29 protein-coding genes are annotated in these 26,046 nt (G+C 72.7%); 18 read left to right on the forward strand and 11 right to left on the reverse strand.

The annotated features are described in order from the left end of the window. Position 1 precedes the first annotated feature (1 nt). Genes pfkB through AB0J72_RS08110 form a run of 3 tightly spaced genes read right to left on the reverse strand, consistent with a single transcriptional unit; the run spans position 2 to position 2,307 of the window. The gene (gene pfkB / locus AB0J72_RS08100) at positions 2-955 is read right to left on the reverse strand and encodes a 1-phosphofructokinase (RefSeq protein WP_363395969.1); all 954 of its coding nucleotides are present in this window, start codon (positions 953-955) and stop codon (positions 2-4) included. Then, on the reverse strand, positions 952-1,713 hold the full coding sequence (locus AB0J72_RS08105; RefSeq protein ID WP_363395972.1) for a DeoR/GlpR family DNA-binding transcription regulator: 762 nt from the start codon (positions 1,711-1,713) through the stop codon (positions 952-954). The genes pfkB and AB0J72_RS08105 overlap by 4 nt, the downstream gene beginning before the upstream one ends. A gap of 9 nt (positions 1,714-1,722) precedes the next feature. Further along, a complete protein-coding gene (locus AB0J72_RS08110; protein WP_363395975.1) occupies positions 1,723-2,307 on the reverse strand; it encodes a hypothetical protein in 585 nt (194 codons plus the stop codon). Positions 2,308-2,402: 95 nt separating this feature from the next. Between AB0J72_RS08110 and AB0J72_RS08115 the strand changes: the two genes are divergently transcribed. After that, positions 2,403-3,536 (forward strand): histidine kinase, encoded by a 1,134-nt coding sequence (locus AB0J72_RS08115; protein WP_363395978.1) that lies wholly within the window; start codon positions 2,403-2,405, stop codon positions 3,534-3,536. Positions 3,537-4,020: 484 nt separating this feature from the next. Continuing rightward, on the forward strand, positions 4,021-4,653 hold the full coding sequence (locus AB0J72_RS08120) for a response regulator transcription factor (protein WP_363395981.1): 633 nt from the start codon (positions 4,021-4,023) through the stop codon (positions 4,651-4,653). Between the two features lie 506 nt (positions 4,654-5,159). Here AB0J72_RS08120 and AB0J72_RS08125 read toward each other — a convergent pair. Both AB0J72_RS08125 and AB0J72_RS08130 read right to left on the reverse strand, forming a co-directional pair. Then, positions 5,160-5,717 (reverse strand): GNAT family protein, encoded by a 558-nt coding sequence (locus AB0J72_RS08125; protein WP_363395984.1) that lies wholly within the window; start codon positions 5,715-5,717, stop codon positions 5,160-5,162. 42 nt (positions 5,718-5,759) lie between these two features. Beyond that, positions 5,760-7,979: a bifunctional polysaccharide deacetylase/glycosyltransferase family 2 protein gene (locus tag AB0J72_RS08130; RefSeq protein WP_363395987.1), complete on the reverse strand. Its 2,220-nt coding sequence runs from the start codon at positions 7,977-7,979 to the stop codon at positions 5,760-5,762. A gap of 27 nt (positions 7,980-8,006) precedes the next feature. On the opposite strand from AB0J72_RS08130, the gene AB0J72_RS08135 reads away from it, so the two are divergent. The 3 genes from AB0J72_RS08135 to AB0J72_RS08145 all read left to right on the forward strand — a co-directional run bounded on the left by AB0J72_RS08135 (position 8,007) and on the right by AB0J72_RS08145 (position 9,509). Further along, on the forward strand, positions 8,007-8,366 hold the full coding sequence (locus tag AB0J72_RS08135) for a hypothetical protein (RefSeq protein ID WP_363395990.1): 360 nt from the start codon (positions 8,007-8,009) through the stop codon (positions 8,364-8,366). Between the two features lie 337 nt (positions 8,367-8,703). After that, on the forward strand, positions 8,704-9,030 hold the full coding sequence (locus AB0J72_RS08140; RefSeq protein ID WP_363395993.1) for a metalloregulator ArsR/SmtB family transcription factor: 327 nt from the start codon (positions 8,704-8,706) through the stop codon (positions 9,028-9,030). Next, positions 9,027-9,509 carry an SRPBCC domain-containing protein gene (locus AB0J72_RS08145; RefSeq protein WP_344507659.1) on the forward strand — a complete coding sequence of 161 codons (483 nt, stop codon included), beginning with the start codon at positions 9,027-9,029 and terminating at the stop codon, positions 9,507-9,509. The genes AB0J72_RS08140 and AB0J72_RS08145 overlap by 4 nt, the downstream gene beginning before the upstream one ends. A gap of 59 nt (positions 9,510-9,568) precedes the next feature. Here AB0J72_RS08145 and AB0J72_RS08150 read toward each other — a convergent pair whose 3' ends face one another. Next, entirely contained in the window at positions 9,569-10,384 is an 816-nt protein-coding gene (locus AB0J72_RS08150) for a hypothetical protein (RefSeq protein ID WP_363395997.1), read from the reverse strand. After that, a complete protein-coding gene (locus AB0J72_RS08155) occupies positions 10,381-10,881 on the reverse strand; it encodes a hypothetical protein (RefSeq protein ID WP_363396000.1) in 501 nt (166 codons plus the stop codon). Before AB0J72_RS08155 ends, AB0J72_RS08150 begins: the two co-directional genes overlap by 4 nt. Before the next feature lie 90 nt (positions 10,882-10,971). On the opposite strand from AB0J72_RS08155, the gene AB0J72_RS08160 reads away from it, so the two are divergent. From AB0J72_RS08160 to AB0J72_RS08175, 4 genes are all read left to right on the forward strand, one after another. Beyond that, positions 10,972-11,403 carry a MarR family transcriptional regulator gene (locus AB0J72_RS08160; protein WP_363396003.1) on the forward strand — a complete coding sequence of 144 codons (432 nt, stop codon included), beginning with the start codon at positions 10,972-10,974 and terminating at the stop codon, positions 11,401-11,403. Positions 11,404-11,572: 169 nt separating this feature from the next. Continuing rightward, a complete protein-coding gene (locus AB0J72_RS08165; RefSeq protein WP_363396006.1) occupies positions 11,573-14,704 on the forward strand; it encodes a carbohydrate-binding protein in 3,132 nt (1,043 codons plus the stop codon). Continuing rightward, the gene (locus tag AB0J72_RS08170; protein WP_363396009.1) at positions 14,664-14,915 is read left to right on the forward strand and encodes a hypothetical protein; all 252 of its coding nucleotides are present in this window, start codon (positions 14,664-14,666) and stop codon (positions 14,913-14,915) included. Before AB0J72_RS08165 ends, AB0J72_RS08170 begins: the two co-directional genes overlap by 41 nt. Beyond that, positions 14,916-15,764, forward strand: a complete 849-nt coding sequence (locus AB0J72_RS08175) for a hypothetical protein (protein WP_363396012.1) — start codon at positions 14,916-14,918, stop codon at positions 15,762-15,764. Positions 15,765-15,814: 50 nt separating this feature from the next. Here AB0J72_RS08175 and AB0J72_RS08180 read toward each other — a convergent pair whose 3' ends face one another. Next, positions 15,815-15,985, reverse strand: a complete 171-nt coding sequence (locus AB0J72_RS08180; protein WP_363396015.1) for a hypothetical protein — start codon at positions 15,983-15,985, stop codon at positions 15,815-15,817. 123 nt (positions 15,986-16,108) lie between these two features. Between AB0J72_RS08180 and AB0J72_RS08185 the strand changes: the two genes are divergently transcribed. The 4 genes from AB0J72_RS08185 (at position 16,109) to AB0J72_RS08200 (ending at position 20,006) form a co-directional block, all read left to right on the forward strand. Continuing rightward, positions 16,109-17,338 carry a histidine kinase gene (locus AB0J72_RS08185; RefSeq protein ID WP_363396018.1) on the forward strand — a complete coding sequence of 410 codons (1,230 nt, stop codon included), beginning with the start codon at positions 16,109-16,111 and terminating at the stop codon, positions 17,336-17,338. Beyond that, entirely contained in the window at positions 17,326-17,943 is a 618-nt protein-coding gene (locus AB0J72_RS08190) for a response regulator transcription factor (RefSeq protein WP_363396021.1), read from the forward strand. The genes AB0J72_RS08185 and AB0J72_RS08190 overlap by 13 nt, the downstream gene beginning before the upstream one ends. A 44-nt stretch (positions 17,944-17,987) precedes the next feature. Beyond that, the gene (locus AB0J72_RS08195) at positions 17,988-18,428 is read left to right on the forward strand and encodes a MarR family transcriptional regulator (RefSeq protein ID WP_363396024.1); all 441 of its coding nucleotides are present in this window, start codon (positions 17,988-17,990) and stop codon (positions 18,426-18,428) included. Positions 18,429-18,566: 138 nt separating this feature from the next. Beyond that, positions 18,567-20,006: an MATE family efflux transporter gene (locus tag AB0J72_RS08200; RefSeq protein ID WP_363396027.1), complete on the forward strand. Its 1,440-nt coding sequence runs from the start codon at positions 18,567-18,569 to the stop codon at positions 20,004-20,006. A 30-nt stretch (positions 20,007-20,036) separates the two neighbouring features. Here the strand turns inward: AB0J72_RS08200 and AB0J72_RS08205 are convergent, their stop codons facing one another. After that, the gene (locus AB0J72_RS08205) at positions 20,037-20,657 is read right to left on the reverse strand and encodes a histidine phosphatase family protein (protein ID WP_363396030.1); all 621 of its coding nucleotides are present in this window, start codon (positions 20,655-20,657) and stop codon (positions 20,037-20,039) included. A 43-nt stretch (positions 20,658-20,700) separates the two neighbouring features. Between AB0J72_RS08205 and AB0J72_RS08210 the strand changes: the two genes are divergently transcribed. The 5 genes from AB0J72_RS08210 to AB0J72_RS08230 all read left to right on the forward strand — a co-directional run bounded on the left by AB0J72_RS08210 (position 20,701) and on the right by AB0J72_RS08230 (position 23,951). Then, complete coding sequence (locus AB0J72_RS08210) at positions 20,701-21,609, forward strand: sigma-70 family RNA polymerase sigma factor (RefSeq protein WP_363396033.1); 909 nt, start codon at positions 20,701-20,703, stop codon at positions 21,607-21,609. A 53-nt stretch (positions 21,610-21,662) separates the two neighbouring features. Beyond that, complete coding sequence (locus AB0J72_RS08215) at positions 21,663-22,229, forward strand: dihydrofolate reductase family protein (protein ID WP_363396036.1); 567 nt, start codon at positions 21,663-21,665, stop codon at positions 22,227-22,229. 7 nt (positions 22,230-22,236) lie between these two features. After that, positions 22,237-22,779, forward strand: a complete 543-nt coding sequence (locus AB0J72_RS08220) for a hypothetical protein (protein ID WP_363396039.1) — start codon at positions 22,237-22,239, stop codon at positions 22,777-22,779. 150 nt (positions 22,780-22,929) lie between these two features. Beyond that, complete coding sequence (locus AB0J72_RS08225) at positions 22,930-23,079, forward strand: hypothetical protein (RefSeq protein WP_363396042.1); 150 nt, start codon at positions 22,930-22,932, stop codon at positions 23,077-23,079. Beyond that, positions 23,076-23,951 carry a phosphotransferase gene (locus AB0J72_RS08230; RefSeq protein ID WP_363396045.1) on the forward strand — a complete coding sequence of 292 codons (876 nt, stop codon included), beginning with the start codon at positions 23,076-23,078 and terminating at the stop codon, positions 23,949-23,951. The genes AB0J72_RS08225 and AB0J72_RS08230 overlap by 4 nt, the downstream gene beginning before the upstream one ends. Before the next feature lie 6 nt (positions 23,952-23,957). On the opposite strand, the gene AB0J72_RS08235 is transcribed toward AB0J72_RS08230, so the two are convergent. Both AB0J72_RS08235 and AB0J72_RS08240 read right to left on the reverse strand, forming a co-directional pair. Then, positions 23,958-25,544, reverse strand: coding sequence for a methyl-accepting chemotaxis protein (locus AB0J72_RS08235; RefSeq protein ID WP_363396048.1), 1,587 nt, complete (start codon positions 25,542-25,544; stop codon positions 23,958-23,960). Positions 25,545-25,612: 68 nt separating this feature from the next. Continuing rightward, positions 25,613-26,011 (reverse strand): VOC family protein, encoded by a 399-nt coding sequence (locus AB0J72_RS08240; protein WP_363396051.1) that lies wholly within the window; start codon positions 26,009-26,011, stop codon positions 25,613-25,615. Positions 26,012-26,046: the final 35 nt, after the last annotated feature.

Raw genomic sequence — 26,046 nt, forward strand, 5'->3', positions numbered from 1 at the left:
TTCAGGAGGGAGGGCCGGAGCGCAGCAGGGGGCGGAGCTGGTCCGGTTGGGGGTGGATGGTGACGTTGTGGCGGATCAGGTCGGCGGGGCCGGGCATCCGGCTGCCGGGGAGGCTGACCGCGGCGGCGCCCCAGGCGAGGCCTTCGGCGAGCGCGGCGGCGCCGCGGGCGCCGGCGGCGAGGAACCCGGCGAGCAGGGCGTCGCCGGCGCCGACGGTGCTGCGCGGGCGCGTGACGGGGCAGGTGCCGGTGACGACCCCCTCGGCGTCGACGAGGACGGCACCGTCGGCGCCGAGGCTGGCGACGACCGCGTCCGCGCCCCACGCGCGCAGCTGCTGGCAGGCCGCGACCACGTCGCCGAGGGCGGCGAGGGGCGCGCCGACGACCTCGGCGAGCTCGTCGCGGTTGGGTTTGAGCAGGGTCGCCCCGGCCGAGGCGGCCTCGCGCAGGGCGGGGCCGCTGGTGTCGACGGCGACGCGGATGCCGGCGGACCGCAGCCGGCGGCACAGCTGGGCATACGCGTCGGCCGGCAGGCCCGGGGGGACGCTGCCGCACAGCACGACCCAGTCGGCGCTGCCGGCGCGGGTCAGGACGCGGTCGGTGATCTCGTCGAACTCGGCGCGGAACATCGCCGGGCCCGGCTCGTTGACCTTGGTGACGGTGCCGTCGGGCTCGGCGAGCGTGATGTTGGACCGGGTCCTGCCGGTGATCGGGACGGCGAGGACCTCGACGCCTTCCGCCTTCAGCAGCCGCACGAGCTGCCCGCCCTCGTCGCCGCCGCACGGCAGCACCGCGACGGACGGCACGCCGTTGGCGAGCAGCGCCCGGGAGACGTTGACGCCCTTGCCGCCGGGGTCGAGGTGGGCGGCGGTGGCACGGATGACCTCGCCGCGGGTGAGCGCGTCGACCTCGACGGCCCGGTCGAGGCTCGGATTGAGGGTGACGGTGACGATCATGCCCGGGTCACTCTCACGCCGGCGGCCTCCAGGTCGCCGACGAGGTCGTTGTCGGCGACGGTGTCGGTGATGAGCAGGTCCAGGTCAGCGAGCTCACCGAACCGGGCCAGGTAGTCGTTGCCGAGCTTGGTGTGGTCGGCGAGCAGGACGGTGCGCCGGGCGGCCCGGATCATCGCCCGCTTGACGGCCGCCTCGGCCGGGTCGGGCGTGGTGAGGCCGCGCTCGACGGAGATGCCGTTCGTGCCGAGGAACGCCACGTCCACGTAGAGGTCCGCGAGGGGCCGCAGCGACCAGTCGTCGACGGTGGCGAGGGTCTTGCCGCGGACCCGGCCGCCGAGCAGCAGCACGTTGAGGTTGGCGCGGACCCCGAGGGTGGTGGCGATGACCGGCGAGTTGACCACGACGGTCAGCTCCCGGTCGGCGGGCAGCAGCCGCGCCAGGCGGGCGGTGGTGGTGCCGGCGTCGAGGATGATGGCGCCCTCGTCGGGCACCTCGGCGAGCGCGACCTTGGCGATGCGCTCCTTCTCCTCGATGAGGACCGCGTCGCGCGTCGCCAGGGCGGGCTCGAACCCGATCCGCTCGACCGGGATCGCCCCGCCGTGCACCCGGCGCAGGACGCCGGCCCGCTCCAGCATGGTGAGGTCGCGGCGGATCGTCTCGGTCGTGACGTTGAGCTCGTCGGCCAGGCCGGCGACCTCGACCCGGCCCTGCGCGCGGGCGATCCGGAGGATCTCCTGCTGCCGTTCTTCGGCGTACATCGTGTTGTTTCACCGCCGTTTCGTTTTGCTTGTGCTTTGTTTACGCCCGCTTGTGTTGGAAGTCAAGAGTGGGCCCACAACGAACCAGATGACGAGCACCATCGACACCTGACCCATGCCGTTCTTCAGCGCGGCGGTGCGCGCCGGGTCGCCGATCCACCAGATCCCGACCGCGAGTAATGCGCAGGTCACGGCCCATGCGATGGCCGCGAGACCGAACAGGCGCCACTCGTGCGCCCGCCGGTTGGCCGGCTTCTCGGGCTCGGGTCCACCGGCGAAGCGGTGCGCGAACCGCACGTCCGCCCAGCGCACCACCGTGTGCGCGAACGCGAGGGAGAACCCGAGGTACAGCGCGGCGAGCGCGTGCGTCGAGCCGGCGGTCGCGCCGTTGTGCAGGTCGACCGCGCAGGCGGCCAGCAGCGCGAGGTCCACCAGCGGCACGCCCGCCAGCACGACGGCGCCTGCCGTGGGGCGGCGCAACGGGTACCGCAGCAGCAGCCCCAGACCGAGCACGATCCAGAACGCGATCTCACAACCGATGATGAATCCGATGACCATGCTCCTGAGCGTTCCGCTTGTCAGCCGCGTTGGCATCGGTCTTGAGACGGCCCAGGGCCTACATCCTTCGTCGCATACCGCCGGCGCCGCTTGTTTGATGGAATCGAGGCATGCGGGGACGGATGGTTGACGTGGCGCTGGCCTTGGTCGGGCTGGCCGCCGGCGTCCTCATGTTCGCGACCGGGCAGTATCAGGCGCGGTTCGGCGTCTGGTGGCTGGTGCCGCCGCTCGTCGTGTGCTGCGGGGCCGTCCTGCTGCGCCGCACCGCTCCGGTCGCGTCGGTCCTCGTCGGCACCGCCGCGGTCACCGCCGACGTGATCGTCGGGCCTTCCCTGGCGACCCCACTGGTCTACACGCAGGTCCTCTACGACGCCTGCGTGCACGGCCGGCAGTCCCTTGCCCGCGCGCTGCTCGCCTGCTCCGTCGCCGGCTCCGTGATCACCGCCGTCGTCGCCCTCGTCGTGTTCCGCGACGTGCGGGCGCTCGGCCTCGCCGTGCTCCTCGCCCTGGTCACCGTCGTGCCCGTGCTCACCGGCACGCACGTGCGCCACCACCGCGAGCAGGCGTTCGTCGCGCGGCAGCTGGTGCGCCTCACCGAGCTCGACCGGACCAACGCCGTCGCCGCCGAGCGCGCCCGCATGGCCCGCGAGCTGCACGACGTCATCGCCAACCACCTCAGCGCCGTCGCCATCCACGCCACGGCGGCGCTCAGCACCGACCTCGGCCCCGACGGCACCCGCGCGGCGCTGCGCGTCATCCGGGAGAACAGCGTCAGCGGCCTGGCCGAGATGCGCCAGCTGGTCGGGTTCCTCCGCGACCCCGCGGGCGGGTCGGCGGCCGAGGACGTCACGGCGGGCCTGGCCGACCTCGAGGACCTCGCCGGGCGCGCACGGCGTTCCGGATTGGCTGTTGCGGTGTCTGTACGGGGCGAGCCGGCCGCCCTGCCGACCTCGGTGGACCTGGCCGCCTACCGCATCGTGCAGGAGTCCCTGACCAACGCCCTCAAGCACGGCTCCGGCGGCCCGGTGTCCGTGTCGGTCGCCTACCTGCCGTCCACGGTGGACATCACGGTGGCCTCCCCTTCGGCCGCTCCGGCCGGGAAGCCCGACGGCCGCCCCGCCGCGGACGACGACGCGGCCGGCGCCGGGGCGGGCGTCATCGGCATGCGCGAGCGCGCCGAGCTGCTCGGCGGCTCCCTGTCCGCAGGCCCGCACGCCGGCGGCTGGCTCGTCTCCGCCCGCCTCCCCCGCACGGTGAACGCATGACCCGCCCGGAGCACCGTCCTGGGTCAGCCCACCAGCGGACGCACGAAGCAGGTGACACCATGAGCCGTCCAGCGCCGAACGGGACGGTCCCTCGTCGACAGCACCGCGCCGAGCCGACCCGGCCCCGGAACCTCAGCCGAGGTGACGACATGACCAAGCATGGCCGCTCATCTGCAGCGCGGCGCCGACAGGGCCTGAGGGTCATTCGGTCGTGGGTTCTCCCAGGCAGCCCGGAATCGCCGCACGTCCGGCTCGGATCACAGCGGCCGAGCGGTCACGTGGCGTCGGCAGCGCGTCAGGGCGGCCTGGCACCGGAACACCGCAGAGACGCCGCAACGACCGACCCGGAGCACATCGGGCGCTCATGTGGGATCGGCGGTACGTCGGACCATGACAACACCGAAACGCAACCAAACCAACGGCAGCACAACGCTGGGGCGCGCATCGGGGCGGCACGGTGTCGGAGCGTGGCCGAGGTGGTGGCGTGACCACGCGGGTGCTCGTGGCCGATGATCAGGGTGCGGTCCGGGCCGGGCTTGTGCTCATCCTCGGGTCCGCTCCTGATCTCGACGTCGTCGGGGAGGCGGTCGACGGGCGGCAGGCGGTGGAGATGGCCGCGGCGCTGCGCCCCGATGTCGTGGTCCTCGATGTGCGCATGCCGCGGCTCGACGGCATCGCCGCGACGCGTGAGCTCGTTGCGCTCGGGATTTCCGGTGTGTTGATTCTGACCACGTTCGACCTGGACGAGTACGTGTTCGGCGCGCTGCGGGCCGGGGCTGCCGGGTTCCTGCTCAAGGATGCCGAGGCCGCCGACCTGCTCGCCGCCGTCCGGGCCGTGGCGCGGGGTGACGGTGTCATGGCGCCGGCCGTCACGCGTCGGGTCATCGCCACGTTCGCCGGGCCGCCCGCTGCGCCGGTCGATCTGTCGGGGCTCACCGACCGGGAGCGGGAGGTGCTGCGCTGCCTCGCCGACGGGCTGTCCAACGCCGAGATCGGCAGCCGCCTCGGGATCGCCGAAGCCACCGCGAAGACCCACGTCAGCCGGGTCCTGGCCAAGCTCGGCCTGCGCAGCCGCGTCCAGGCCGCCATCGCCGCCCAGGGCCTCCCCATGACCTGAACAGCGTCCGACCGTCGACCCCACCACCGCGGCCGGGCAATCCGGTCGCGGTGGACGGGCGGCCTCGCACCCCGCCACAGCCGGCGCCGGACCTTCCGGGTCGGGCCGGTTCGGCCGGGCGTCCCGCCGGACCCCGGCGGGGACTCCACCGAGCTGCCAAGTCCGGCCACCGCCGCGCCACATGTTCGGCCGGGCGTCCCGCCGGACCCCGGCGGGGACTCCATCGAGCTGCCGAGTCCGGCCACCGCCGCGCCGCATGTTCGGCCGGGCGTCCCGCCGAACCCCGGCGACGGCAACTCCACCGAGCTGCCAAGTCCGGCCACCGCGGCGCCACATGTGCTGCCCGCCCGGCGAAAAAGGCGGACGTGGGGGTGGACGACGCCCGCCTCCACAACGTCGCGCGGGCACGGCAGCCGCTCGGCGGCGACCGCGGCCGCTCGCCTTCGGCGTCCTCGTCCAGGAGCCGGTCGCCCTCAGAGCACGACCGCCGCCGGGTGCGAGCTGGATCAGGTCAGTTCGCCGGGCAGCAGGCTGTAGATGAGGCTGTCCCGGCGGCCGCCGCGGAAGGGCATGTGGGAGCGCAGCAGCCCCTCGAGGGAGAACCCGCACCGGGTCGCGACCCGCTGCGACGCCGTGTTGTCAGGCCCGCACGTCAGCTCCAGCCGGGCGATCCGCAGCTCCGCGAACGCCCACCCGGCCAGTAGCCGGACCGCCTGCGTCGCGGCGCCCCGGCCGCGGCCGGCGGGTGCGAGCCAGTAGCCGATCGCCGCGCTCCCCCGCGTCGGCCGCACCTCGTGCAGCGCGACCTCGCCGAGCAGCACGCGCTCGTCGCCGGCATCGACCACTGCCAGGCTCAGCGCGTCGCCGTCCGATCGCGCCAGTTCCTGCCCGGCCAGTTGGTCCCGCGCCTCGGGCTCCGTGAACGGCTCGTCCCGCCACGAGAACCGCCGCATCACCGGATCCTCGAACGCCCGCACCACGCCCGGCACGTCCTCGTCACGCCAGGCCCGCAGCCGCACGACATCGCCGGTCAGCGCGGGAGCGGGGAATCTGAGTTCTGCCATGACGGGATCCTCCCCGGATCAGCACGGCGGCACCGTGTGGGATCAGTCGCGGGCCTTCGCGTGGCGGGCGAGCTGCCCGATGGGCCGTTCCGGATGCTGTGCCTGCGACGGCACCACCGCGAGCGGCGCCGCCGACGGTGCCGGGGCGGACGCGCCGGCGGAGCCTGCCCGGTGCAGCTTGTGCCAGCGGAGCCGGGCGCCGGTGAGGGCCGTGCCGAGGGACTGCAGCAGCACGAGGTACATGAGCTGGCGGTACACGATCTGCTGCAGCGGCAGGACCCACAGGACGCGGAGCTTCTCCTTGTCCAGGCGGAAGGCGACGACGGCGGTGAGGACCTGCAGGGCGAACATGACGAGCCAGGCGCCGGTGGTGGCCTTCCAGCCGGAGAAGCACAGGCCGTACACGAGCAGGATGTCGATGAGCGGGGCGAGCAATGGCAGCGCGATGCCGAAGAACGCGATGAAGGGCAGGCCGATCCGGCCGAACCGGCCGGAGGGGCCGCGGTCCACCAGCGATCGGCGGTGCTTCCACATCGCCTGCATGGTGCCGTAGCTCCAGCGGTAGCGCTGCAACCACAGCTGCCGCAGGGTGGCGGGGGCCTCGGTCCAGGCGCGGGCCCGCTCCTCGTAGACGACGCGCCAGCCGGTGCGGCACAGCGCCATGGTGGCGTCGGTGTCCTCGGCGAGGGTGTCGTGGCTGATCCCGCCGATGTCCTGCAGCGCCTCGCGGCGGAAGGCGCCGATCGCGCCCGGGATGGTGGGCATGCAGCGCAGGATGTCGTACAGCCGGCGGTCCAGGTTGAACCCGATGACGTACTCGATGTGCTGCCACCGGGCCACGATCGAGCGGCGGTTGCCGACCTTGACGTTGCCCGCGACCGCGCCGACCGAGGGGTCCGCGAACGGCTGCACCAGGTGCCGGATCGCGTCCGGTTCGAAGACGGTGTCACCGTCGACCATGACGATCAGGTCGTGCTGCGCCATGGCCACGCCGACGTTGAGGGCGTTCGGCTTGCCGCCGTTGGGGATCCGGACCACCCGCACGTTGGGGATCTGCAACGCCTCCACCAGCGCCGCCGTGTCGTCGGTCGAGCCGTCGTCGACGACGACCACCTCGATCCCGCCGGGATGGTCGCCGCCCGCCAGGGACCGCACCGCGGCCTCGATCCCCTCCTTCTCGTTGTAGGCCGGCACGATCACGGAGACCGGCAGCAGCACCGGTGGGCCCCACCGCCACGACGCGGCCCGCCGCCGCCGCGCGTGCCGACCCGCGAGCAGGAACAGCGCCACGGTGCGGGCGATCGTCAGCAGCCCGGCGGCCAGGAACAGCACGCGGAGGGTGGCCGTCACCCAGTCGGCCAGCACGACGGCCGTCGCCAGGGCGAACGCGCGCCGCTTGTCGATCGCGCTCGCCGGCGCCTCGACGACCGCCTGCCCCGCGAGCGCGCGGGCCAGGCCCTGCGACACGGTGGTGAAGGTGTAGCCGCGCCGCTGCATGAGGGGGATGAACTTGTCCAGCGCCGCGACGGTCTGCGCGCGGTCGCCGCCGCCGTCGTGCATGGGCACGATCGCGCCCGAGTCGCCCGGCGGGGTCGCGCCGGCGACGATCGCGTCGACGCCGGGCGTGCTCCAGTCCCGGCTGTCCGTGTCCGCCATGATCGTCAGGTAGCCGAGCCCGCCGGCCTCCCGGATCAGCGGCCACTCGGTGTTGTCGATGGCGCTGGCGCTGGCGGAGTACGGCAGCCGCAGCAGCGCCGACTTGGTGCCGGTGGCGTGGACGACGGCGAGCTGGGTCTGGGAGTACTCCAGCTCGCGCTGCCACCGTGGCAGGCGGTCGAGCTGCGGGTGCGTGAAGGTGTGGATGCCGATCTCGTCGCCGTCGCGGGCCAGCCCGGCGACGATGTCCGAGTGGCGGATCACCTGGGAGCCGACGACGAAGAACGTGGCGTTGACGTGGTGCCGGCGCAGCACCTCCACGACCCGCGGCGTCCACTCCGGGTCCGGGCCGTCGTCGAAGATGAGGGCGATGGTGCGGGCCGGCAGCCGGTAGGAGCGCACCGTGCCGTTACGGGTGTCGATGATCGGGCCGCCGTGGATGACCTCGGCCGGGACCTTGGTGTGCGCCCCGGGTCTCGCGGTGTGGTCGGGGTGGAACTCGGCGTTGGCGTAGGCCTCGGCCAGCAGCGCCCCGACCAGCACGATGAGCGCGACCACACCGAAGATCAGGCGGCTGAACGACACCCGCTTCCGCGCACGGGTCACGCCGGGCCCAGACCGATGACCACGGCGATGCCAAGGGTGGAGCTCGGTGAGGCGCTCGGCCGCGGTGTGGTCGACGCGGTCGGCGCCGTCGATGCGGTCGGCGGGCCCGACGCGGTCGGTGATGCGGAGGGTGCCCCGCTCGTCGTCGCGGACGGTGGAGCGCTGCTCATCGAGCCGCTCGGCCGGACGGACGCGCTCGCCGTGGCGGGCGCGGAGCTGCTGCGGGCGGTCCCGGGGCCGGTGGTCCGCTTGACGGGCTGGCCGGGCGTGGGCGTGTTCTGCTTGGCCGGCGTCGTCGCGGACGCGGACGGTCCCGGCGCCGGGAACGACAGCAGGTCCAGCGGGCCGGTGAGCAGGAACGCGGCGACCAGCACCAGCACCGCGTAGACCAGTGCCGCCACGCCGCCCAGGTGGAAGAAGAGTCGGATCCGCCGTCCACGTCGGCCCGTGGAGTCGACGAAGACAGGTGCTGAATCGTCAGCGGCGGTGGTGACGTCGGCCGGGGCATTCACGGACACCGCGCCAGCATAGGAGCGGCCGGCCGTCGAAATCGCAGGAAGAACGGCCTCGGCGAACGGCCTCGCCGAATCTCCCATCCCGCTCACCCGGCGGTTCCTGGGGTCTCACCCCGGGCGGTACCACGGTGCCGGTGCCGGACTCACCCAGCGATGAGATCCCCTCACGGGACTTGACATGTGACCTTTGGGTCACATAACTTCGAGTAGTGGATGACGACGACCGCGTCTTCAAGGCCCTCGCCGACCCGACCCGGCGTTTCCTGCTTGACCTGCTCTTCGAGCGTGACGGCCGCACGCTGACGGAGCTGGAGTCGGAGCTGGAGATGTCACGCTTCGGGGTCATGAAGCACTTGAAGGTGCTCGAAGAGGCGGACCTGGTCGTGACCCGCCGGATGGGGCGGGAGAAGTTGCACTTCCTCAACCCGATCCCGATCCGCCAGGTGCACGACCGGTGGATCGACAAGTACACCGAGCACCACGTGACGGCACTGCTGGAGCTGAAGACCGACCTCGAAGGGGACGACGGACCATGAGCAGCACGCAGGTATACAAGGTCTACATCAAGGCGAGCCCGCAGAAGATCTGGGACGCGATCACCACCCCGGAGTGGACGTCGCGGTACGGGTACCGCGGCGCCAACCACATGGAGCTGCGCCCGGGCGGCGCGTTCCGGGGGATGTCGAACGAGGGCATGATCGCCGCGGGTGCGCCGGAGCTCGGCGTCGACGGCGAGATCGTCGAGGTGGAAGCGCCGTTCCGGCTCGTGCAGACGTGGAGGATGCTGATGGACCCGAACCACGTGCCGGAGGGCTTCACCCGCCTCACGTACGAGCTGAAAGAGGGCAAGGACGGCGTCACCTCGCTGACCGTCACGCACGAGATCGGCGACGAGGCGGGTCTGGCGGAGATGCTCGCCGGCGAGCTGGAGGACGTGGGCGCGGGCGGCGGCTGGCCGTGGATCCTCAGCGACCTGAAGTCGCTGCTGGAGACCGGCGTCGCCATGACGGACTGACAGCGCGACGGCCGGTGCCACGGGGGCGCCGGCCGTCACCAGGCCCATGCCGGCCAGGGTCAGCGCCACTCCTCCAGGTGCGCGGCGATGAACTCACCCATCGAGGTCGGGCGCTGTCCGGTGATGCGTTCGACGTCGGGCGACAGCGGCGCGAAGCCGCCCGCCCGGACGCGGTCGTAGAGGTCGGCGAGGATGCCCCGCAGCCACGGGTCCAGGCCCTCGATGCCCTGCTCGGCCGGCGGGTCGTCGGCGCGGACGGCCACGCCGAGGTGCGCGGACAGTTCGGCCGCGACCGCCCGTACCGGCAACGCGGCGGGACCGGTGATCGTGTACGCCCGCCCGTGGTGGTCGAGCGGCGACAGCAGGACGGCGACGGCGACCGCCGCGATGTCCCGCGCGTCGACCCAGGCGATCGGCGCGCCGCCGGACGGCAGCCGCAGCACCCGGTCGGCGCGGATGTCGTCGCGGTAGAAGCGCGGGTCGGTCAGGACCTGGTGGAACCAGGAGGGCCGCAGCACGGTCCAGCCGGCGGCGCGGCCGGTGACGGCGTCCTCGACCCGCCGTGCCCAGTGCCCGGCGCCCAGCGAACCGGCGCCCTGCTCCGACAGCAGCACGACGTGGGCGGCGGGGTTGAGGTCGACGAGCCCGGCCACGTGCTCCGGCGCCTCCGGGACGTCCGGCCGCATCAGGTACACCGCGTCCACGCCCTTCACGGCGTCCGGCCAGGTGCCCGGATCGTCCCAGGAGAACGGGACCGCCGCGCCCGGCTGCGACGACCCTTCCCGGACGAGCACCCCGGGCCGCCGCCGCAGCCGGGCGACCACCTCCCGCCCGGTCTTGCCCCTGGCGCCGGTCACCAGCACCGTGCGGCTCATCGCGCCCCCTCCAGCCGGACGATCACCTTGCCGGTCGTGGCCGTGCCGCTGCGCAGCAGGCCGAGCAGCGCGTCCGGCACGCGTTCGATCCCGTCGCTGACCGTCTGGTGGTGGACGATCCGCCCGGCTCGCAGCCAGGGGATCATCTCCGCGCGGAAGGCGGGCATGCGGTGGAGGTGGTCGGCGACGGTGACCTCGCGCAGGCCGGCGAAGTGCTCGACGACCTGGCCGACCGGGACCCCCTCCGCGCGGGTCTCGACGACCACGCCGACCGCGGCACCGTCCAGCGGCGCGTTGAGCGGGAACGGCACGATGTACGACGGCCGGTCGTCCATCCGGCCGCGCAAGTACGGGTCGACCGACAGGTGCGTGTTGCGGACGACGACCTGCCCGGGCCCGGGCGCCGGGACCGCCGTCTCGGCCAGGACGAAGTCCTCGGTGGACGCCCGCGCCCCCGGCCGCCGCGCCAGGTGCCACTCCCGTGCTGCCACGCTCATGCATGCCTCCGACGTAGATACTTGATGCAATCAAGCATCATCGTAAGCACGAGAACTTGAGACAATCAAGCTTTTTGGTAGACTGATCCCGTGGCCGTTCCGTCGGGCCCGGTGACCGCGTCGACCGACGCCGAGCGGGCGATGTTCCAGTTCGTCGACGCGTACGACCGCGCCTACGAGACCGCCGCGACGAAGCACGGCCTGAGCGTGGCGCAGGCCTGCGTCCTCGGCCGGCTCGCCGACCCCCGCGGCATGCGCGAGCTCGCCGACGAGCTCGGCTGCGACGCGTCGAACGTCACCCAGATCATCGCCCGCCTCGAGGGCCGCGCGCTCGTCCAGCGCCGGACCCACCCGAGCGACCGCCGCTCCCGGCAGATCGTCCGGACCCCTGACGGCGACGCGCTCTACGCCGACTTCGAGGAGTCGTTCGCCTTCGCCCGCGCGGCGATCGCCAACCTGAGCCCCGAGGAGCAGGACCGCCTCACCGCCCTGCTCCGCAAGGCCCTCGGCACCACGGACTGAAGGAGTCATCCTACGTATCTGGCAGCGGAAAGCCGTAGATCACGGATAGTCTCGGACGAAGTAGAGACCAGGCAGGCATTGACGAAGACAGACGTCCAATGTTAACTGCTTGTCACACGAGACTCGACGGCGCGAGGCTCCCGCTCCACGTATGCGAAGGAGAGTTCCTGTGGGCAAGCCCCGCCGACTCGCCCTGCTGGCGGCCGCCACCGCCTTGATGGGCACGTTCATCACCATGATCCATGGACAGAGCGCGACGGCGTCGACCACCGACGAGGTGTTCAACCCCGGCACCGGCGCGCTCGACGTGAACTACGGCTCGTACCTGAGCAAGCACGACATCGTCTACAACAGCCCCCAGACCAACCCGCTGTACGGGCTCACCGTCGGCAACGGCAAGACCGGCGCGATGGTCTGGAACGCCAACGGGCTCACGATGCAGGTCTCCGGCGTGGACCTGTCGCCGCAGTCGGCGTTCGCGGCGGGCACGGTGAACCTCAACACCAGCCCGGCCCTCGACGCCGGTTCGAGCTCGTACCAGCAGCGCTTGTCGCTGTACGACGGGACGCTGACCACGAAGTACGACAACAACCGCACCGTCACGATCATCGGCGTGCCCGGGTCCGAAGTGATGGGCGTGCACGTCGAGGACAGCAGGACGGGCCTCGGCACGACCACCCTCGACCTGAGCATGTGGGACCCGGCGAGCGTCACCAACAGCGCCGACGTGCCGAACCTGGACACGTGGAAGCAGGTGAGCACGTTCGCCGACGCGACGGCCGCCGGGTTCAGCCGCGGGCAGAACGACCCGAACAACTTCGGCTACACCCTCGCGGCGACCGTCGAGGGCGCCGCGTACACGACGCAGGTCGTCAACGGCACCCGGGTACGGCTGAACATCACGCCGACGGCGAACTACACGATCTGGTTCACCGCGGCGAGCCGGGTCAACTCCCCCGGCGCCAACTCCGTCACGCAGGCGCGCAACCAGCTCGCCGCGGCCAAGAGCACGGGGTATCTCACCAACCTGAACAACTACCGCGACTGGTGGCACGCGTTCTGGGCGAAGTCGTTCGTCCAGTACTCCGGCGCGGCGGGCACGGGTGACTACCTGGAGAACGTGTACTACCTGTCGACGTACATGATCGCCGCCGGTGGGTACGGCAACTACCCGATGCACTTCATCAACGGCGTGTTCCGGGCGACCGAGGACCGCACCAAGTGGAGCAACGGATACTGGTTCTGGAACCAGCGGGACGTCTACAACTCGTTCCTCGCCTCGAACCACGCCGACCTGTTCGCCACCGAGAACCGCCTGTACAGCCGGAACCTCGCCGCACTGAAGGCCTACACGCAGACCAGGTACGCGATCGACGGGCTGTGGGTGCCGGAGACGATGGGCTGGGACGGCAACGCGCGCGGCACGATCAACAGCGACTACGTCAACGACATCTACTCCACCGGCACCGAGGCCGCCTACAACATGTACCTGCAGTACCGGTACACCAACGACACCGGCTACCTGCAGAACACCGCCTACCCGTACATGCGGGAGGTGGTGAAGTTCTACCAGTCGAAGCTGAGCTACGACTCCGGCACGGGCCGCTACTACATGGCGACGTCCAACGCGCACGAGACGTACTGGGACGTGAAGAACGCGATCACGGACCTGGCCGCGGTACGGCTGATCTTCCCGCTCACGATCCAGGTCAGCAACCAGCTCGGCCTCGACGCGGGGCTGCGGGCGGGCTGGCAGAACGTGCTGGACCGGATCGAGCCGTACAAGACCAGCAACGGCGCGTGGCTGCCGCACGACCCGCCGGCACCCGCGCAGCAGCGCAACGGTGAGAACGTCACGTCGGAGCTGATCTGGCCCTACGACCTGACCGGCATCGGCGCGGCCGACTTCCAGACCGCGCTCAACAGCTGGAACACGCGGCCGAACCCGTACAGCAACGTGTGGGCCAACGACGCGGTGCAGGCGGCCCGGCTCGGCCTCGGCGACCAGGCGCTGCAGGGCATGAAGCTGATGCTGCAGCGCTACCAGAACTACCCCAACGGCATGACCAACAACACCAACGGCGTGTTCGAGTACCTCGGCGTGCACCTCGCGGCGATGAACGAGACGCTGCTGCAGTCGTACAACGACAAGATCCGGGTGTTCCCCGCGGCGCCGAACGACACGAACTTCGTCGGCAGGTTCACGCTGCTGGCGAAGGACGGGTTCCTGGTCAGCTCGGAGCGGGAGGGCAACGAGACGAAGTACGTCGGCGTGAAGAGCCTCTACGGCAAGCAGGCCCGGGTGGTGAACCCGTGGGGCACCGCCGAGATCCGGGTGCGGCGCGCCTCCGACAACGCGGTCCTCGCGACCACGACGTCCGGCGAGGTCACCTTCGGTACCGCCGCCAACACCGTCTACATCGTCGAGCGGACCGCGAAGCCGCTGACCTCCTACACCTCGACGTCGCTGTCGGGCACCGCCAACAACGGGGTCAAGGCGCTGTCGGGCACCGCGTCCACGCTCGGCACGGGCGGCGCCGGCACCCCCGGCCTCGTCAACAACACGGCGCTGACCTACGACGCGAACTGGCACCTCACGACGGGCCGCGGGTACGGCGACTACAACGACGACACGCACCACTCGACGACGGTCGGCGCCGCCGCCAGCTACACGTTCACGGGTACGGGCGTCGAGCTGCTGTCGGAGCGGTTCAGCGACATGGGCAACATGGACGTCTACATCGACGGCACGCTCCAGGCGAACGTCAACCTGTACGTCGCCGGCGCCCGCCAGGCGCAGCAGGTGGTGTACAGCAAGACGGGCCTGGCGAACGGCACCCACACCATCCGCGTCGTGAACAAGACGACCTCGGTCGGCATGATCGACGCGCTGCGGATCATCACCGGCGGTACGCCGCCGGCCGGTGGGCAGTCGCTGATGGCGCAGGTCAACAGCCGGTACGTGACCGCCGGGTCCGGTCCGCTGATCGCCAACAAGACGACGGTCGGCACAGCCGAACAGTTCGAGGTGGTCGACCTCGGCGGCGGCAACGTCGCGCTGAAGGCGAAGGCCAACGGCCAGTTCGTCTGCGCGGAGAACGCGGGCGCCAACCCGCTCGTCGCGAACCGCGCGTCGGCCGGCTCGTGGGAGACGTTCCGGCTGATCCGCAACGCCGACGGCACCGTCAGCCTGCAGGCGACCGTCAACAACAAGTACGTCGTCGCGGAGAACGCCGGCGCCGCCGCCCTCATCGCCAACCGTGACGCGATCGGTCCGTGGGAGAAGTTCCTGCTCTCCTGACGCACAGCGGGGCGGGCCCGCCAGCCCGCCCCGCTTCCCCGGAAGGCCGTACTCCGGCCGGACCGCCGCCTCGACCGTCGCCGACATCAACTCCATCATCGCCCGGTACGGGTCGCACGCCGCGTTCTACCGCGACACGGCACACGGAAACCGCGGCGCGTACTACGTGTTCGAGAGCCTGCGCATCGCCGACTGGACCGCGCTGGATTAGGTGCGGGGCTCCTCGATCGTCCTCGCGCAGACGACCGACACGAGCAAGGTCGCGCACTTCGGCGGGATGTACACCTACGACGGGATCGCCGCGGCGACCGCGCCGGGGTGGGCGAACGCGAACGCGTACTGCCGCGCGAACGGCCTGGCGTGGGCGCCGTCGGTCGCGCCCGGGTACATCGACGACCGGGCCGTGCCGGGCAACACGACGCCGACGCTGGGCCGCGACAACGGCGCCGCCTACGACCGGGCCTGGAACAACGCCCTCACCCAGGGCGGCACGCCGTCGTGGGTGTCGATCACGTCGTTCAACGAGTGGCACGAGGGGTCGTCGATCGAGCCCGCGTCGTCGAACCCGCCGGCGGGGTACGGGTACCTCACCTACTCGGGCGCGTACGGTCTCGCCGGCACCGCGGCGGAGACGGCGTACCTGACCCGTACCAAGTACTGGGTCGACCGGTTCGTCCCCGGTACGGGTGGCGGCATCGGCCTGCGCGCCCGGGCGAACGGCCGGTTCGTCACCGCGGCCACCGGGACACTGATCGCGAGCGCGACGGCGTCGGAGCCCTTCGAGCAGGTCCCGCTCGGCGGCGGCAACATCGCGCTGCGGGCCAGGAACGGCCTGTTCGTCTGCGCCGAGAACGCGGGCGCCGCGCCGCTGGTCGCGAACCGGGCGACGGCGGGCGCGTGGGAGTCGTTCCAGCTGCTGAACAACGGCGACGGCTCGTTCAGCCTGCGGGCGAACGTCAACGGCCGCTATGTGTGCGCGGAGAACGCGGGGGCGGCCGCGCTGATCGCCAACCGCACCGCGGTCGGGCAGTGGGAGAAGTTCGACCTCGTCACGCCCTGACCGGCACCGGCAGGGGCCTGCGCCGGCCGCGTGGGCCCCTGCCCGGCTCTTCAGCCGGTGCGGCCCGACCGGGTGAGGAAGCCGCGGGCCGTCCACAGCACGCCGAGCACGATGGCGCCGACGACGGCGAACGTGGCCAGGCCGCCGGAGTCGAGGAACGCGAGGATCGCGATCGCGGCGCCGTAGCAGACGGACAGGACCAGCATGATGTTCATGGACATCCGGGGATTCATACCCGTGATCGTGGACGAGCCGGCCGCCGCCGCGCTGCCACCGGTCGAGGGCACCGCGACTCCGACGACAGTTGGATGCGGGCGACCTCCCTGGTGCGGGATGCTGTCCGGATGATCGCCGTCCATCCCCCGGCGGCTGCGGCGGGCGGAGCCGATCCGGGGCAGCACGAGTGGTATCGGCTCGCCGGGCGGTGGCATGTGGCGTTCGCGCTGCTGGAGGTGCTCGCCGCCGGGCTGGTGGCGGTCGACGGCGCGCTCGGCACCGGGCGGCGGGTGCTCGGCGTGGCGCTGCTCGCGGCCCTCGCCGGCTGGTACGCGGCGGTCGGGGCGAAGCGGCTGCGGCTGCCCCGCTCCACCGGCGGCTGGCGCTACGTGGCGGTGGCGGGCGGCCTCGCCACGGCGGCGTTCGCGGCGGCGCCCCCGGCCGGGGCGCTGCTGTCCGTGCTGTTCCCGCACGTGTGGGCGATGCTGCCGACCCGGCACGCGGTCGCCGCGACCACCGGAATCATCGTCGCGCTCAGTGGGGTGCTCGCCGCCCAGTCGGGCGCGGCAGCGGGCGACTGGGCGGACGTCGTCGTGCCGATGCTGCTGGCCGGGTTCGGCGCGGTCGGCGTCGGCCTGTGGATCACCCGGATCATCGACCAGAGCAAGGAGCGGGCCAGGCTCGTCGCCGAGCTCGCCGACACCCGCGCGGAGCTGGCCGAGGTCAGCCGCCGCTCCGGCGCCCTCGCCGAGCGGGAGCGGATGGCCCGGGACATCCACGACACCGTCGCCCAGGGGTTCACCAGCGTGCTGCTGCTGCTCGACGCCCTCGAGGCGGAGCTCACCGACGGGCAGGACACCGCGCGCGGGTACCTGCGCCGGGCCCGCGACACGGCCCGCGAGAACCTCGCCGAGGCCAGGTCGCTGGTCGCGGCCGCGACCCCGCCGCCGCTCGTGGCCGCGTCCCTGCCGGGCGCGCTGCGCCAGGTCGTCGACCGGATCGGCCCCGACCTGCCCGGCGGCGCGACCCTGACCGTCGCCGGCGAGCCGCGGCCGCTGCCGCCGGACCTCGAGGTCGTCGCGCTGCGCGCCGGGCAGGAGGCCCTCGCCAACGCGCGCCGCCACGCCGCCGCCAACCGGGTCGAGGTCGGTCTCGAGTACACCGCCGAAGGGCTCACGCTGCGCGTCAGCGACGACGGGCGCGGCTTCGACGCGAGCGCGCGACGGGACGCCGGGCAGGGCGGGCGCGGGCTGTCCGGGCTGCGGGACCGGGTCACCGCGGCCGGCGGCACCGTCGACGTCCGCGCCGCACCGGGCGCCGGGGTGACCGTCGTGGTGGAGCTGCCGTGCGCATCCTGATCGTCGACGACCACCCGATCGTCCGGGAGGGGCTGCGGGCCGTCCTCGGCGGCGAGCCGGACCTCACCGTCGTCGCGGACTGCGGCGGCGGGCACGACGCGGTCCGGCTGGCCGGCGAGCTGCGCCCGGACCTGGTGCTCATGGACCTGCGGCTGCCCGACCTGGACGGCATCACCGCCATCGCGCGGATCACCACCGCGGGGCACGCGGCGGTGCTGGTGCTCACCACGTACGACACCGACGGCGACGTCGTCCGCGCGGTCGCCGCCGGCGCCACGGGCTACCTGCTGAAGGGCTGCTCCCGGGAGGAGCTCACGGCGGCGATCAGGGCGGCGGCGCGGGGCGAGACGGCGATCGCCGCCCCGGCGGCGACCCGGCTGGCCCGGCACATGCGCGGCGCCGTGCCGCAGCTGACGGCGCGGGAGCTGCAGGTGCTGCGGTGCGTCGCCCGCGGGTTGTCCAACCCGGAGACCGGCCGTGAGCTGTTCGTCAGCGAGGCGACGGTGAAGAGCCACGTCATGCGCATCTTCGACAAGCTGGGCGTGAAGGACCGCACCGCAGCGGTCACCACCGCCATGGCCCGCGGCATCCTGCCGCCCGCTTAGTTCGAGCCTTGACTGTTAGACCTCTAACTTTTAGAGTTCTCATCATGGACGCGCCGAAGCTCACCACGACCCTCGACCTGCTCCGCTGGATCGGTTGGGCGCAGCGGAAGGCCGGCGAGGACTGGATCCGGGCCCGCGAGCTCAGCCACGAGCAGAGCTTCGTGCTCGGCTACCTGGTCCAGCACCCCGGCGCGATCCAGCGCGACATCGCCGAGATCACCCGTACCAGTGCGGCGAGCGTCACGAGTCTCCTCCAGGGGCTCGAGCGCCGGGAGCTGGTCGAGCGCCGGACGGAGCCCGGCAACGAGCGCAGCAAGCGCGTCTACGCCACCGCGGCGGGCGCCGAGCTGATCTCCGGGTTCGACACCGCGATGGCGGCGGCCGAGGCGACGATCCTCGCGCCGCTGGACCAGGCGGAGCGGGCCACCCTGCACGCCCTGCTCACGAAGGTCACCTCGGAGCTGCCGCAACCCACACGGTCGTGACCGACGCGATCGTGACCAGGCCGTAGGCCACCCAGCAACCCGCAGCGCGCCGGCGGTTCCGTCGGCGTGCACACAAACCTGTCACCGTGCCGGCGGACGCCGGCGCGTGCTCAAGCCTGCCCGGAAAGGAGCGGTCCCATGAGCAGCGCGACCCTCGAATCCCCGGTGGCCACCGACGCCGCCGGCACCAACCGCTGGTACCTGTCCTCCGCGCCGATCGTCCGCGCCCTCGTGCACCTGTGCGTGCCGATGGCCGCCGCGATGATCGTCACCGCCGTCTACAACCTGGTCAACGCCGGCTTCATCGGCATGCTCCACGACACCGCGCTGCTGGCCGCGCTCACGTACGGCGCGCCGATCCTCGGCCTGGTCATGGCGGTCGGCAACGTGTTCGGCGTCGGCGGCGGCGCCCTCGTCTCCCGGCTGCTCGGCGCCGCCGAGCACGACCCCGCGAAGGCCGGCGGGATCCGGCACGTCGCGTCGTTCTCGGTCTGGGGCTCCGTCATCGTCGGCGCCGTGTCGGGCGGGCTCGGGCTGGCCCTGCTGGACCCGCTCGTGTCGCTGCTCGGCGCGGACGCCGCAGCCGTCCCGGCGACGAAGGCCTACGTCGGGGTGATGCTCGCGTTCGTCCCCGTCCTCGCCGCCGCCGTGTGCCTCGAGCAGCTCGTACGGGCGGAAGGCGCCGCCCGGCAGGTGATGACCGGCCTGATCGCGTCCACGGTCGCGAACCTCGCCTTCGACGTGCTGTTCATCCTCGTCCTGCACTGGGGCGTCGCCGGCGCGGCCCTGGCGATGGGCCTGGCCAACGTCGGCGTCATCGCGTACTTCGCGACCTGGCTGCACCGCAACAGCCAGCACATGCGCATCGCACCGCGCTGGTTCACGCTCGCCCGCACCGTCGTGGCGCCGGTCCTCGGGGTGGGCGTCGGCACCCTGCTGCAGTCCGCGTTCCTGATCGTCACGTCGCTGGTGCTCAACAACCTCGCGGCCGCCTACGGCGACGGTCCCCTCGCCGCGATGGGCGTCGCGGTCCGCATCGCGCAGGTCCCGGAGTTCCTCGTCATGGGCGTGACGCTCGGGGTGCTGCCGCTGCTCGCGTACGCCTACGGCAAGGGCGACCGGCAGCGCCTCACCGCCGCGCTGCGCGGCTCCGCGATCACCGTCGGCGGCGTCGCCGTGACCTTCTCGGCGATCGTGTTCCTGCTCCGCGAGCAGGTGTTCACCGCGTTCGTGGCCGACCGCTCGGTCCTCACCACCGGCGTCACGATCCTCACCGCGCAGCTCGTCGCCATGGTCGCCAACGGCTTCACCGGCCTCCTCACGTCGCTGTTCCAGGCGACCGGCCGGGCCGCCGCGGCGACGGTGATGTCGATGACGCAGGGCATCCTGTTCGTCCCGGTCGTGCTGCTCGGCAACCTCTGGTTCGGCCTGCCCGGCATCATCTGGGCCCTCACCGTCACCGAGGTCACCGTCCTGCTCGCCGGCGTCGCGCTGTGGCTCGCCTCCCGCCGCGCCATCGACCGCGGCCTCGCCGAGGGCAGTCCCGAGCGCGCCGAGCAGGCCCTCGAAGCGGCCTGAGCGGTGCCTTCCCGGAAGCGTCCTGTGCGCTCAGCGGACGTCGTTGCAGCGGCGCAGCGTCCAGCGGGGCGCGGGCCAGGCCGTCGGGTCGCCGCCGGTCGTCCACTCGGTGACCGACACCGGCGCCACCGCCAGGTCGAACGCCCGGTCGAGCGGCTGGGCGGCGAGGGCGTGGAACGAGCACTCGACCGTCTCGGCGTGGCCGACCAGGATCGCGGTGCCGCCGCGGTGCAGGTGCGCGATGTCCAGGATCGCCCGGCCGACGCGGGCGACGAGCTCCGCCCACGTCTCGTTGCCCTCCTGGGACGGGCGGTACACGCCACCGCCGGGCACCGCGTGCGCCGTCAGGAACTCGCGCACCGGCATGCCGTCGGCGTAGGACGGCGTGTGCCACGTGCACAGCCCGCAGTGCTGCTCCGGGACGGCGGCGAACGCGGCGGCGATCGGCTCCGCCGTCTCCACGGCCCGGCGCAGCACCGACGAGTACACGGCGACCGGACCGGCGACCTCCTCGCGGAGGCGCTCCGCGAGCCGGCGGGCCTGCCCGCGCCCGGCCTCCGTCAGGCCCTGGCAGCCGTCCGGCCCGCCGACGACCCCGGCCGTCTTGTGCACCGACTCGCCGTGCCGCACGAAGAGCAGCCGCGTTTCCATCCGGTCATGATGGCAGCCGGGCGCATACGGCAGGATGGGCCGCGTGGAACTGGACCTGCACCGGGGTGAGCTGACCGCGTACTGCTACCGGATGCTGGGGTCGTTCCACGACGCCGAGGACCTGGTGCAGGAGACGTTGCTGCGGGCCTGGAAGGCGCGCGACCGGTACGACAGCGACCTCGCGTCGGTGCGGACGTGGCTGTTCCGCATCGCCACGAACGTGTGCCTGACCGCCCTCGAAGGACGGGCGCGGCGGCCGCTGCCGTCGGGGCTGGGCGCGCCGAGCGACGACCCCGGCGCGCCGCTCACGCCCGCGACCGACATCCCGTGGCTCCAGCCGTTCCCCGACGCGCGGTTCGACGCCGACGCCCGCACCGACCTGCGGCTGGCGCTGATCGCGGCGATGCAGACCCTGTCGGCGCGCCAGCGGGCCGCGCTCGTGCTCCGCGACGTCCTGCAGTTCAGCGCCGCGGAGGTCGCCGAGCAGCTGGACACCACCGTGCCGGCGGTCAACAGCGCCCTGCAGCGCGCCCGGGCGGCGGTCGCCGCGTGCGACCCCGGCGGCGTCGCCGAACCCGGCGACGCCAAGGTCCGCGGGGCCGTCGACCAGTACGTCCGGGCGTTCGAGGCCGCCGACGTGTCCGCGCTGGTGCGGCTGCTGACCGACGACGCCGTGCTGGAGATGCCGCCGGTGCCGCTGTGGTACCGCGGGCGCCGGGACTACGGGCGGTTCATCGAGCGGGTCTTCCAGATGCGTGGCACCGGCTGGGTCATGACGCCGTTGACCGCCAACGGCCAGCCGGCGGTCGCCGCGTACGCGCCGCAGGCCGACGGCGTACACCACCTGCACACCCTGCAGGTCCTCACCGTCGTCGACGGTCGGGTCTCCCACAACGTCACGTTCGCCGACCCGGCCGTGCTCGAACTGTTTCATCTGCCGAAGCTGCGATGAGTTCCGCCGGTGCCGCCGGTATGTACGGGTGAGCACCGACAGAAGGGACCATCATGAGCGTCATCGTCATCGAGTTCATCACCCTCGACGGGATCGTGTCCGACCCCGACGGGTCCGGCGGCACCCCGACGGGCGGCTGGGCGTTCCGGCACGGCCCCGCGTCCGTCGCCGGCGACAAGTTCCGCCTCGGGCCGCTGCTGGACGACGGGGTCATGCTGCTCGGCCGCACCACGTGGCAGCTGTTCTCCACGCTCTGGCCGAAGCGCGACGACCCGTTCTCCCAGCGGATGAACGCCGTGCCGAAGCTGGTCGCCACCAGTACCCTCGAAGACACCGCCGCCTGGCCCAACTCGCGGGTCCTGGAAGGTGACCTCGTCGCCGCCGTCAAGCAGGAGCAGCGGGACATCGTCGTCACCGGGAGCCTCAGCGTCGTGCACACGCTGATGGCGGCGGACCTGGTCGACGAGTACCGGCTGCTGACCTTCCCGACCGTGCTCGGCACCGGCCGGCGGCTCTTCCCCTCCGACGGCCCGCCCGCCTACCTGGAGACCGTGTCGGTCGAGCAGGTCGGCGCCGCGGTCCTCACCCGGTACGCCCGGCCGGGGACCGCTTTGGCATGATCGCCCGATGGGGGTCATGTACGACTACTTCGCCGCCGGGTCGGACGAGCGGGCGGCCACGGCCCTCGACCTGCCCGCCGGCCCGGGCGGTCCGCTGCCCGCCAGGCCGCAGCTGATGGAGCGGATCCGTGCCGGCGACCTGGCCGCCCTCCAGGAGCTGCGGACCCCGCGGGTCCGCTGGGGCGAGCACGGGTTCCAGGTCCTGGAGGTGAAGGGCGTCGACCCGTTCGTCATGCTGGTGACCCTGGAGGAGCTGCTCACCGGGGTCGCCTACGACGACATCGTCGAAGGCCCGCGCGCCGGCACCGACATCGCGTCCGCCGACGACGGCGAGCGGATGGTGGTGACCGTGACCGACGAGCTGCAGCAGGCCCTGGCCCGGTGCTCCCCCGACGACCTGACCCGGACCGCCGCGGCCTGGGCGCAGACGGAGGAGCTCGGCGGCGACGACGACGTGCAGCCGCTGACGGTCTTCCTGGGCGTGCTGGCGCTCCTGGCCCGCGAGGCCCTCGGCCGCGGCGAGCGCCTGTACTGCTGGGTCTGCGTCTGACCGGGCCGCCGTCGCCGCGGTGCGGCCCGTTCGGTGATCGTGGAGCGGCCGAACGGGCGGTGCGCCGTCCGGCGGTGCCGCCGCTACCCTCACCCGGTGAACAGCCCAAGCGGTCACCGGCTTGGGATTGACTTCGGGACCTCGGCGACCGTGGCTTCGCTGGCGGACCCCGACGGCCGGCAACGGTTCCTGACGTTCGGCGCCATCCCCGGGCCGGCCGTCATCATTGCCGGGCTCGCCCTGCCCGTGCTCGTGACCGCGTGGCTGTTCGCCGACGCCCGGCGCCGGACGGCGGCTTGACAGCTACCCGCGGCTGGATCAGAGTCGTCCAGTGCGGGAATGAACTCCTCGCCTGGGTCGAGGCGCAGCTGGACCGTCGTCAGGTGATCACGGCGATGCGGTCGCTGCACGGCGGCGAGAGCCCCTGGTGGATCGAGGTGGCACCGGCGTCCGCGCTGGTGCTGCGGTGCCCGAGCAGCCGGATCACCGCCGAGCAGATCGCGACGAACGCGGCGGCGCTGACCGTCGCGGAGCGGCACGGCCTGCCGGCACCCCGGCTGCTCGCGGCGGCACTGGACGATCCCGCGCCGCGAACGCTGGAGACCGTCGTGGCCGGGACGAGCGCCTGGCCCGTCGCGGGCTCCGCCGAGCTGCTCCGGGCGGCGGGCGCCGCGCTCGCCCGGGTGCACGCCGTCGCCCTGGACCCGCTGCCGCGGCTGCCGTTCCGGCCGCGGCCGATCGCGGTCGACGACTTCGCGGCCGACCGCCGGGCGGGCCGGATGCCGGCGACGCCGCTGCTGCTGCGGGCCGATGCCGTTGCACGGTCGATCCCGGCACCCGGTGAGCCGGTGGTCTTCGTCCACGGCGACGTCTGGCCCGGCAACACGATCGTCGCCGGTTCCGCGGTACGGGCGCTGATCGACTGGAAGACCGCCGGCGCCGGCTCTCCTGGCGTCGACGTCGGCGAGCTGCGCAAACAGGTCGCCATCCTGTACGACGACGACGCTCCCCGGCATGTGCTGGAGGGCTGGGAGCGTGCCACCGGGACGCGTGCCGCCGACGTGCCGTACTGGGACGCCGTGGCCGCGCTGAACACGCCGACCTCGATGTACAGCGGGCTTGCCACCCTGCGGCGCGACGCGTTCCTCCGGGCCGCGATCGCCCAGCTGTGACGTTGGTCAATACCTGAACACGGACACCGTGCGGCGCAGGTCGGCGGCGATGCCGTTGAGGTCCGCGGCCGTGTCGGCCGTGCCCTGGGCGACGCCGGTGGTCTCGTCGGCGACGGTGGCCACGCTGGTGACGTTGGCGTTGATCTGGTGGGCGCGGCCGGCGACCTGACTCACCGTGCGGTTCATCTCGTTCGTCGTCGCCGACTGCTCCTCGACCGCCGCCGCGATGCTCGTCTGGGCGTCGCGGATGGTGGTGATGACGCCGCTGATCTGCTCGATGGCGGTGACCGCGGCGGTCGAGTCGCGCTGGATCGCCGCCACCCGCTGGGCGATGTCCTCGGTGGCCCGGGCCGTCTCCTGGGCCAGGTCCTTCACCTCGGTGGCGACGACCGCGAAGCCCTTGCCCGCGTCGCCGGCCCGCGCCGCCTCGATGGTCGCGTTCAGGGCGAGCAGGTTGGTCTGCTCTGCGATCGACGTAATGAGCTTGACCACGGTCTCGATCTCGCCGGAGGACTGGCCCAGGCGGTGCAGCACGCCCGCGGCCTCGGCGGCGTCCCGGACGGCCCGGTCCGCGGTCCCGGCCGCGTCGGAGGTGCTGCGGGCGATCTCCCGGATCGAGGCGCCGATCTGCTCGGAGCCCGTGGCGACCGAACCGATGTCGTGGCTGATCTGCTCCGTCTCGCGGGACGCGGCCCGGGCCTCGACCGCCGACCGCTCGGCGCTGCCGCTCATGCCGCCGGCGGCCTGGCTGAGCCGCTCGGACGCGGTGGAGACCCGCCCGACGAGCTCGTCCACCCCGCGCAGCGACTCGCCGAGGCGCTCGAGGCCACGGTTGAGCGCGGCGCCCATCCGGCCGACCTCGTCCCGGCCGGCCACGTCGAGCCGGCCGCCGAGGTCGCCCTCGGCCATCGACTCCAGGACGCTGACCGTGGCGTGCAACGGCCTGGCGATCATCCGGCTGATCGCCCAGACGAGGGCCGCGGCCAGCAGCACCGCCGCCACGATCATCCCGGCGATGAGTGCCCGGGAGCGGTCGTACGCCCGCTGCGACGTCGCGAGAGTGTCCCGGGCCTTGGCGTCGACGGCCGCGTCGAGCCGGTCCAACGCCTGCTGGCCGGCCGCGAGGAGCGGGTCGGCCTTCGTCTTGCGCAGCGCGGTGATCTGCGCCAGGTCCGCGTCGGCGACCTTCGCCAGCGGCAGCACCTCCTGCTCGAGCACCGCGCGGTACCCGGTGAGGGCCTCCTCGAACCGGGTGTGGTCGGCCGGGTCGCCGGCCGCGGGCAGCACCTTGAACTCGTCCCACGCCTCGTCCAGCGAGGCGTTGGCCTCGTCGATCGCGGCGAGCGCGGCCTGCCGGTCGGCGTCGGAGGTGACCATCGCCAGGTTCGCGACGTGGTTCTGCACCATCAGGAAGTGCAGCGCGACGGCGTCGAGGTCGGCGATGTCCTGCAGGTTGTCGCTGTACATGCCGCGCAACCGGTCCTGGGCGGCGCCGAGCTGGCTGACCCCGAGCATCCCCACCGCGACGAGCAGCACGCACACCACGGCCACCGTCGACGCCAGCTTCCCGGCGATCGGAAGGTTCCGAACCATCCCAACGCACCCCCTTGCCCCGCCAATCGGCCGGGCGGCGCCCGGCTTGAGCGTTGCCGCGCGAAGGGTCAGGCGTCCGCCTCGACGGCGAAGGTGTTGCCGTCCGGGTCCTGGAACCAGGCGATCCTCCCGCCGCCGGCCCGTGCGGTGATCCCCTTGGCGTCGTGCTCGTACTGCTCGTAGCGGGTGAGCTCGACGCCGGCCTCGGCGAGCTCACCGGCGACCCGGTCGATGTCGTCGACGTACCACGTGGCGAGGGTCGCCGACGTCTGCCCGGCGGTGGCCGACTGGTACACGTTCAACGCCGGCCCGCCCCCGGATTCGTAGATCCGGCTGCCGCCCGCGATGTGCGCACTGGGCCCGGACCACAGCGCCCGCAGCCCCAGCTTGCCCTCGTAGAACGCCACCGCCCGCTCGATGTCCGACACGGCGACCGAGGTCCTGACAGGAAACGCACCCAACGCCATACCCCACCTTCTCACGGCCACGGCCGCCTGCGGCG

Origin of the sequence: Dactylosporangium sp. NPDC049742 (assembly GCF_040674675.1) — a bacterium.
Classification (GTDB): Bacteria; Actinomycetota; Actinomycetes; order Mycobacteriales; family Micromonosporaceae; genus Dactylosporangium; species Dactylosporangium maewongense.

What these genes read in the sequence shown, in the direction of transcription:
- AB0J72_RS08195 (WP_363396024.1), top strand. Translation starts at nt 17,988, where the DNA reads ATGGACGCGCCGAAGCTCACCACGACCCTCGACCTGCTCCGCTGGATC.
- AB0J72_RS08235 (WP_363396048.1), bottom strand. Translation starts at nt 25,544, where the DNA reads ATGGTTCGGAACCTTCCGATCGCCGGGAAGCTGGCGTCGACGGTGGCC.
- AB0J72_RS08200 (WP_363396027.1), top strand. Translation starts at nt 18,567, where the DNA reads ATGAGCAGCGCGACCCTCGAATCCCCGGTGGCCACCGACGCCGCCGGC.
- AB0J72_RS08240 (WP_363396051.1), bottom strand. Translation starts at nt 26,011, where the DNA reads ATGGCGTTGGGTGCGTTTCCTGTCAGGACCTCGGTCGCCGTGTCGGAC.
- AB0J72_RS08150 (WP_363395997.1), bottom strand. Translation starts at nt 10,384, where the DNA reads ATGAGCCGCACGGTGCTGGTGACCGGCGCCAGGGGCAAGACCGGGCGG.
- AB0J72_RS08220 (WP_363396039.1), top strand. Translation starts at nt 22,237, where the DNA reads ATGGGGGTCATGTACGACTACTTCGCCGCCGGGTCGGACGAGCGGGCG.
- AB0J72_RS08205 (WP_363396030.1), bottom strand. Translation starts at nt 20,657, where the DNA reads ATGGAAACGCGGCTGCTCTTCGTGCGGCACGGCGAGTCGGTGCACAAG.
- AB0J72_RS08145 (WP_344507659.1), top strand. Translation starts at nt 9,027, where the DNA reads ATGAGCAGCACGCAGGTATACAAGGTCTACATCAAGGCGAGCCCGCAG.
- AB0J72_RS08155 (WP_363396000.1), bottom strand. Translation starts at nt 10,881, where the DNA reads ATGAGCGTGGCAGCACGGGAGTGGCACCTGGCGCGGCGGCCGGGGGCG.
- AB0J72_RS08110 (WP_363395975.1), bottom strand. Translation starts at nt 2,307, where the DNA reads ATGCCAACGCGGCTGACAAGCGGAACGCTCAGGAGCATGGTCATCGGA.
- AB0J72_RS08135 (WP_363395990.1), top strand. Translation starts at nt 8,007, where the DNA reads ATGCCAAGGGTGGAGCTCGGTGAGGCGCTCGGCCGCGGTGTGGTCGAC.
- AB0J72_RS08185 (WP_363396018.1), top strand. Translation starts at nt 16,109, where the DNA reads ATGATCGCCGTCCATCCCCCGGCGGCTGCGGCGGGCGGAGCCGATCCG.
- AB0J72_RS08180 (WP_363396015.1), bottom strand. Translation starts at nt 15,985, where the DNA reads ATGTCCATGAACATCATGCTGGTCCTGTCCGTCTGCTACGGCGCCGCG.
- AB0J72_RS08105 (WP_363395972.1), bottom strand. Translation starts at nt 1,713, where the DNA reads ATGTACGCCGAAGAACGGCAGCAGGAGATCCTCCGGATCGCCCGCGCG.
- AB0J72_RS08215 (WP_363396036.1), top strand. Translation starts at nt 21,663, where the DNA reads ATGAGCGTCATCGTCATCGAGTTCATCACCCTCGACGGGATCGTGTCC.
- AB0J72_RS08125 (WP_363395984.1), bottom strand. Translation starts at nt 5,717, where the DNA reads ATGGCAGAACTCAGATTCCCCGCTCCCGCGCTGACCGGCGATGTCGTG.
- pfkB (WP_363395969.1), bottom strand. Translation starts at nt 955, where the DNA reads ATGATCGTCACCGTCACCCTCAATCCGAGCCTCGACCGGGCCGTCGAG.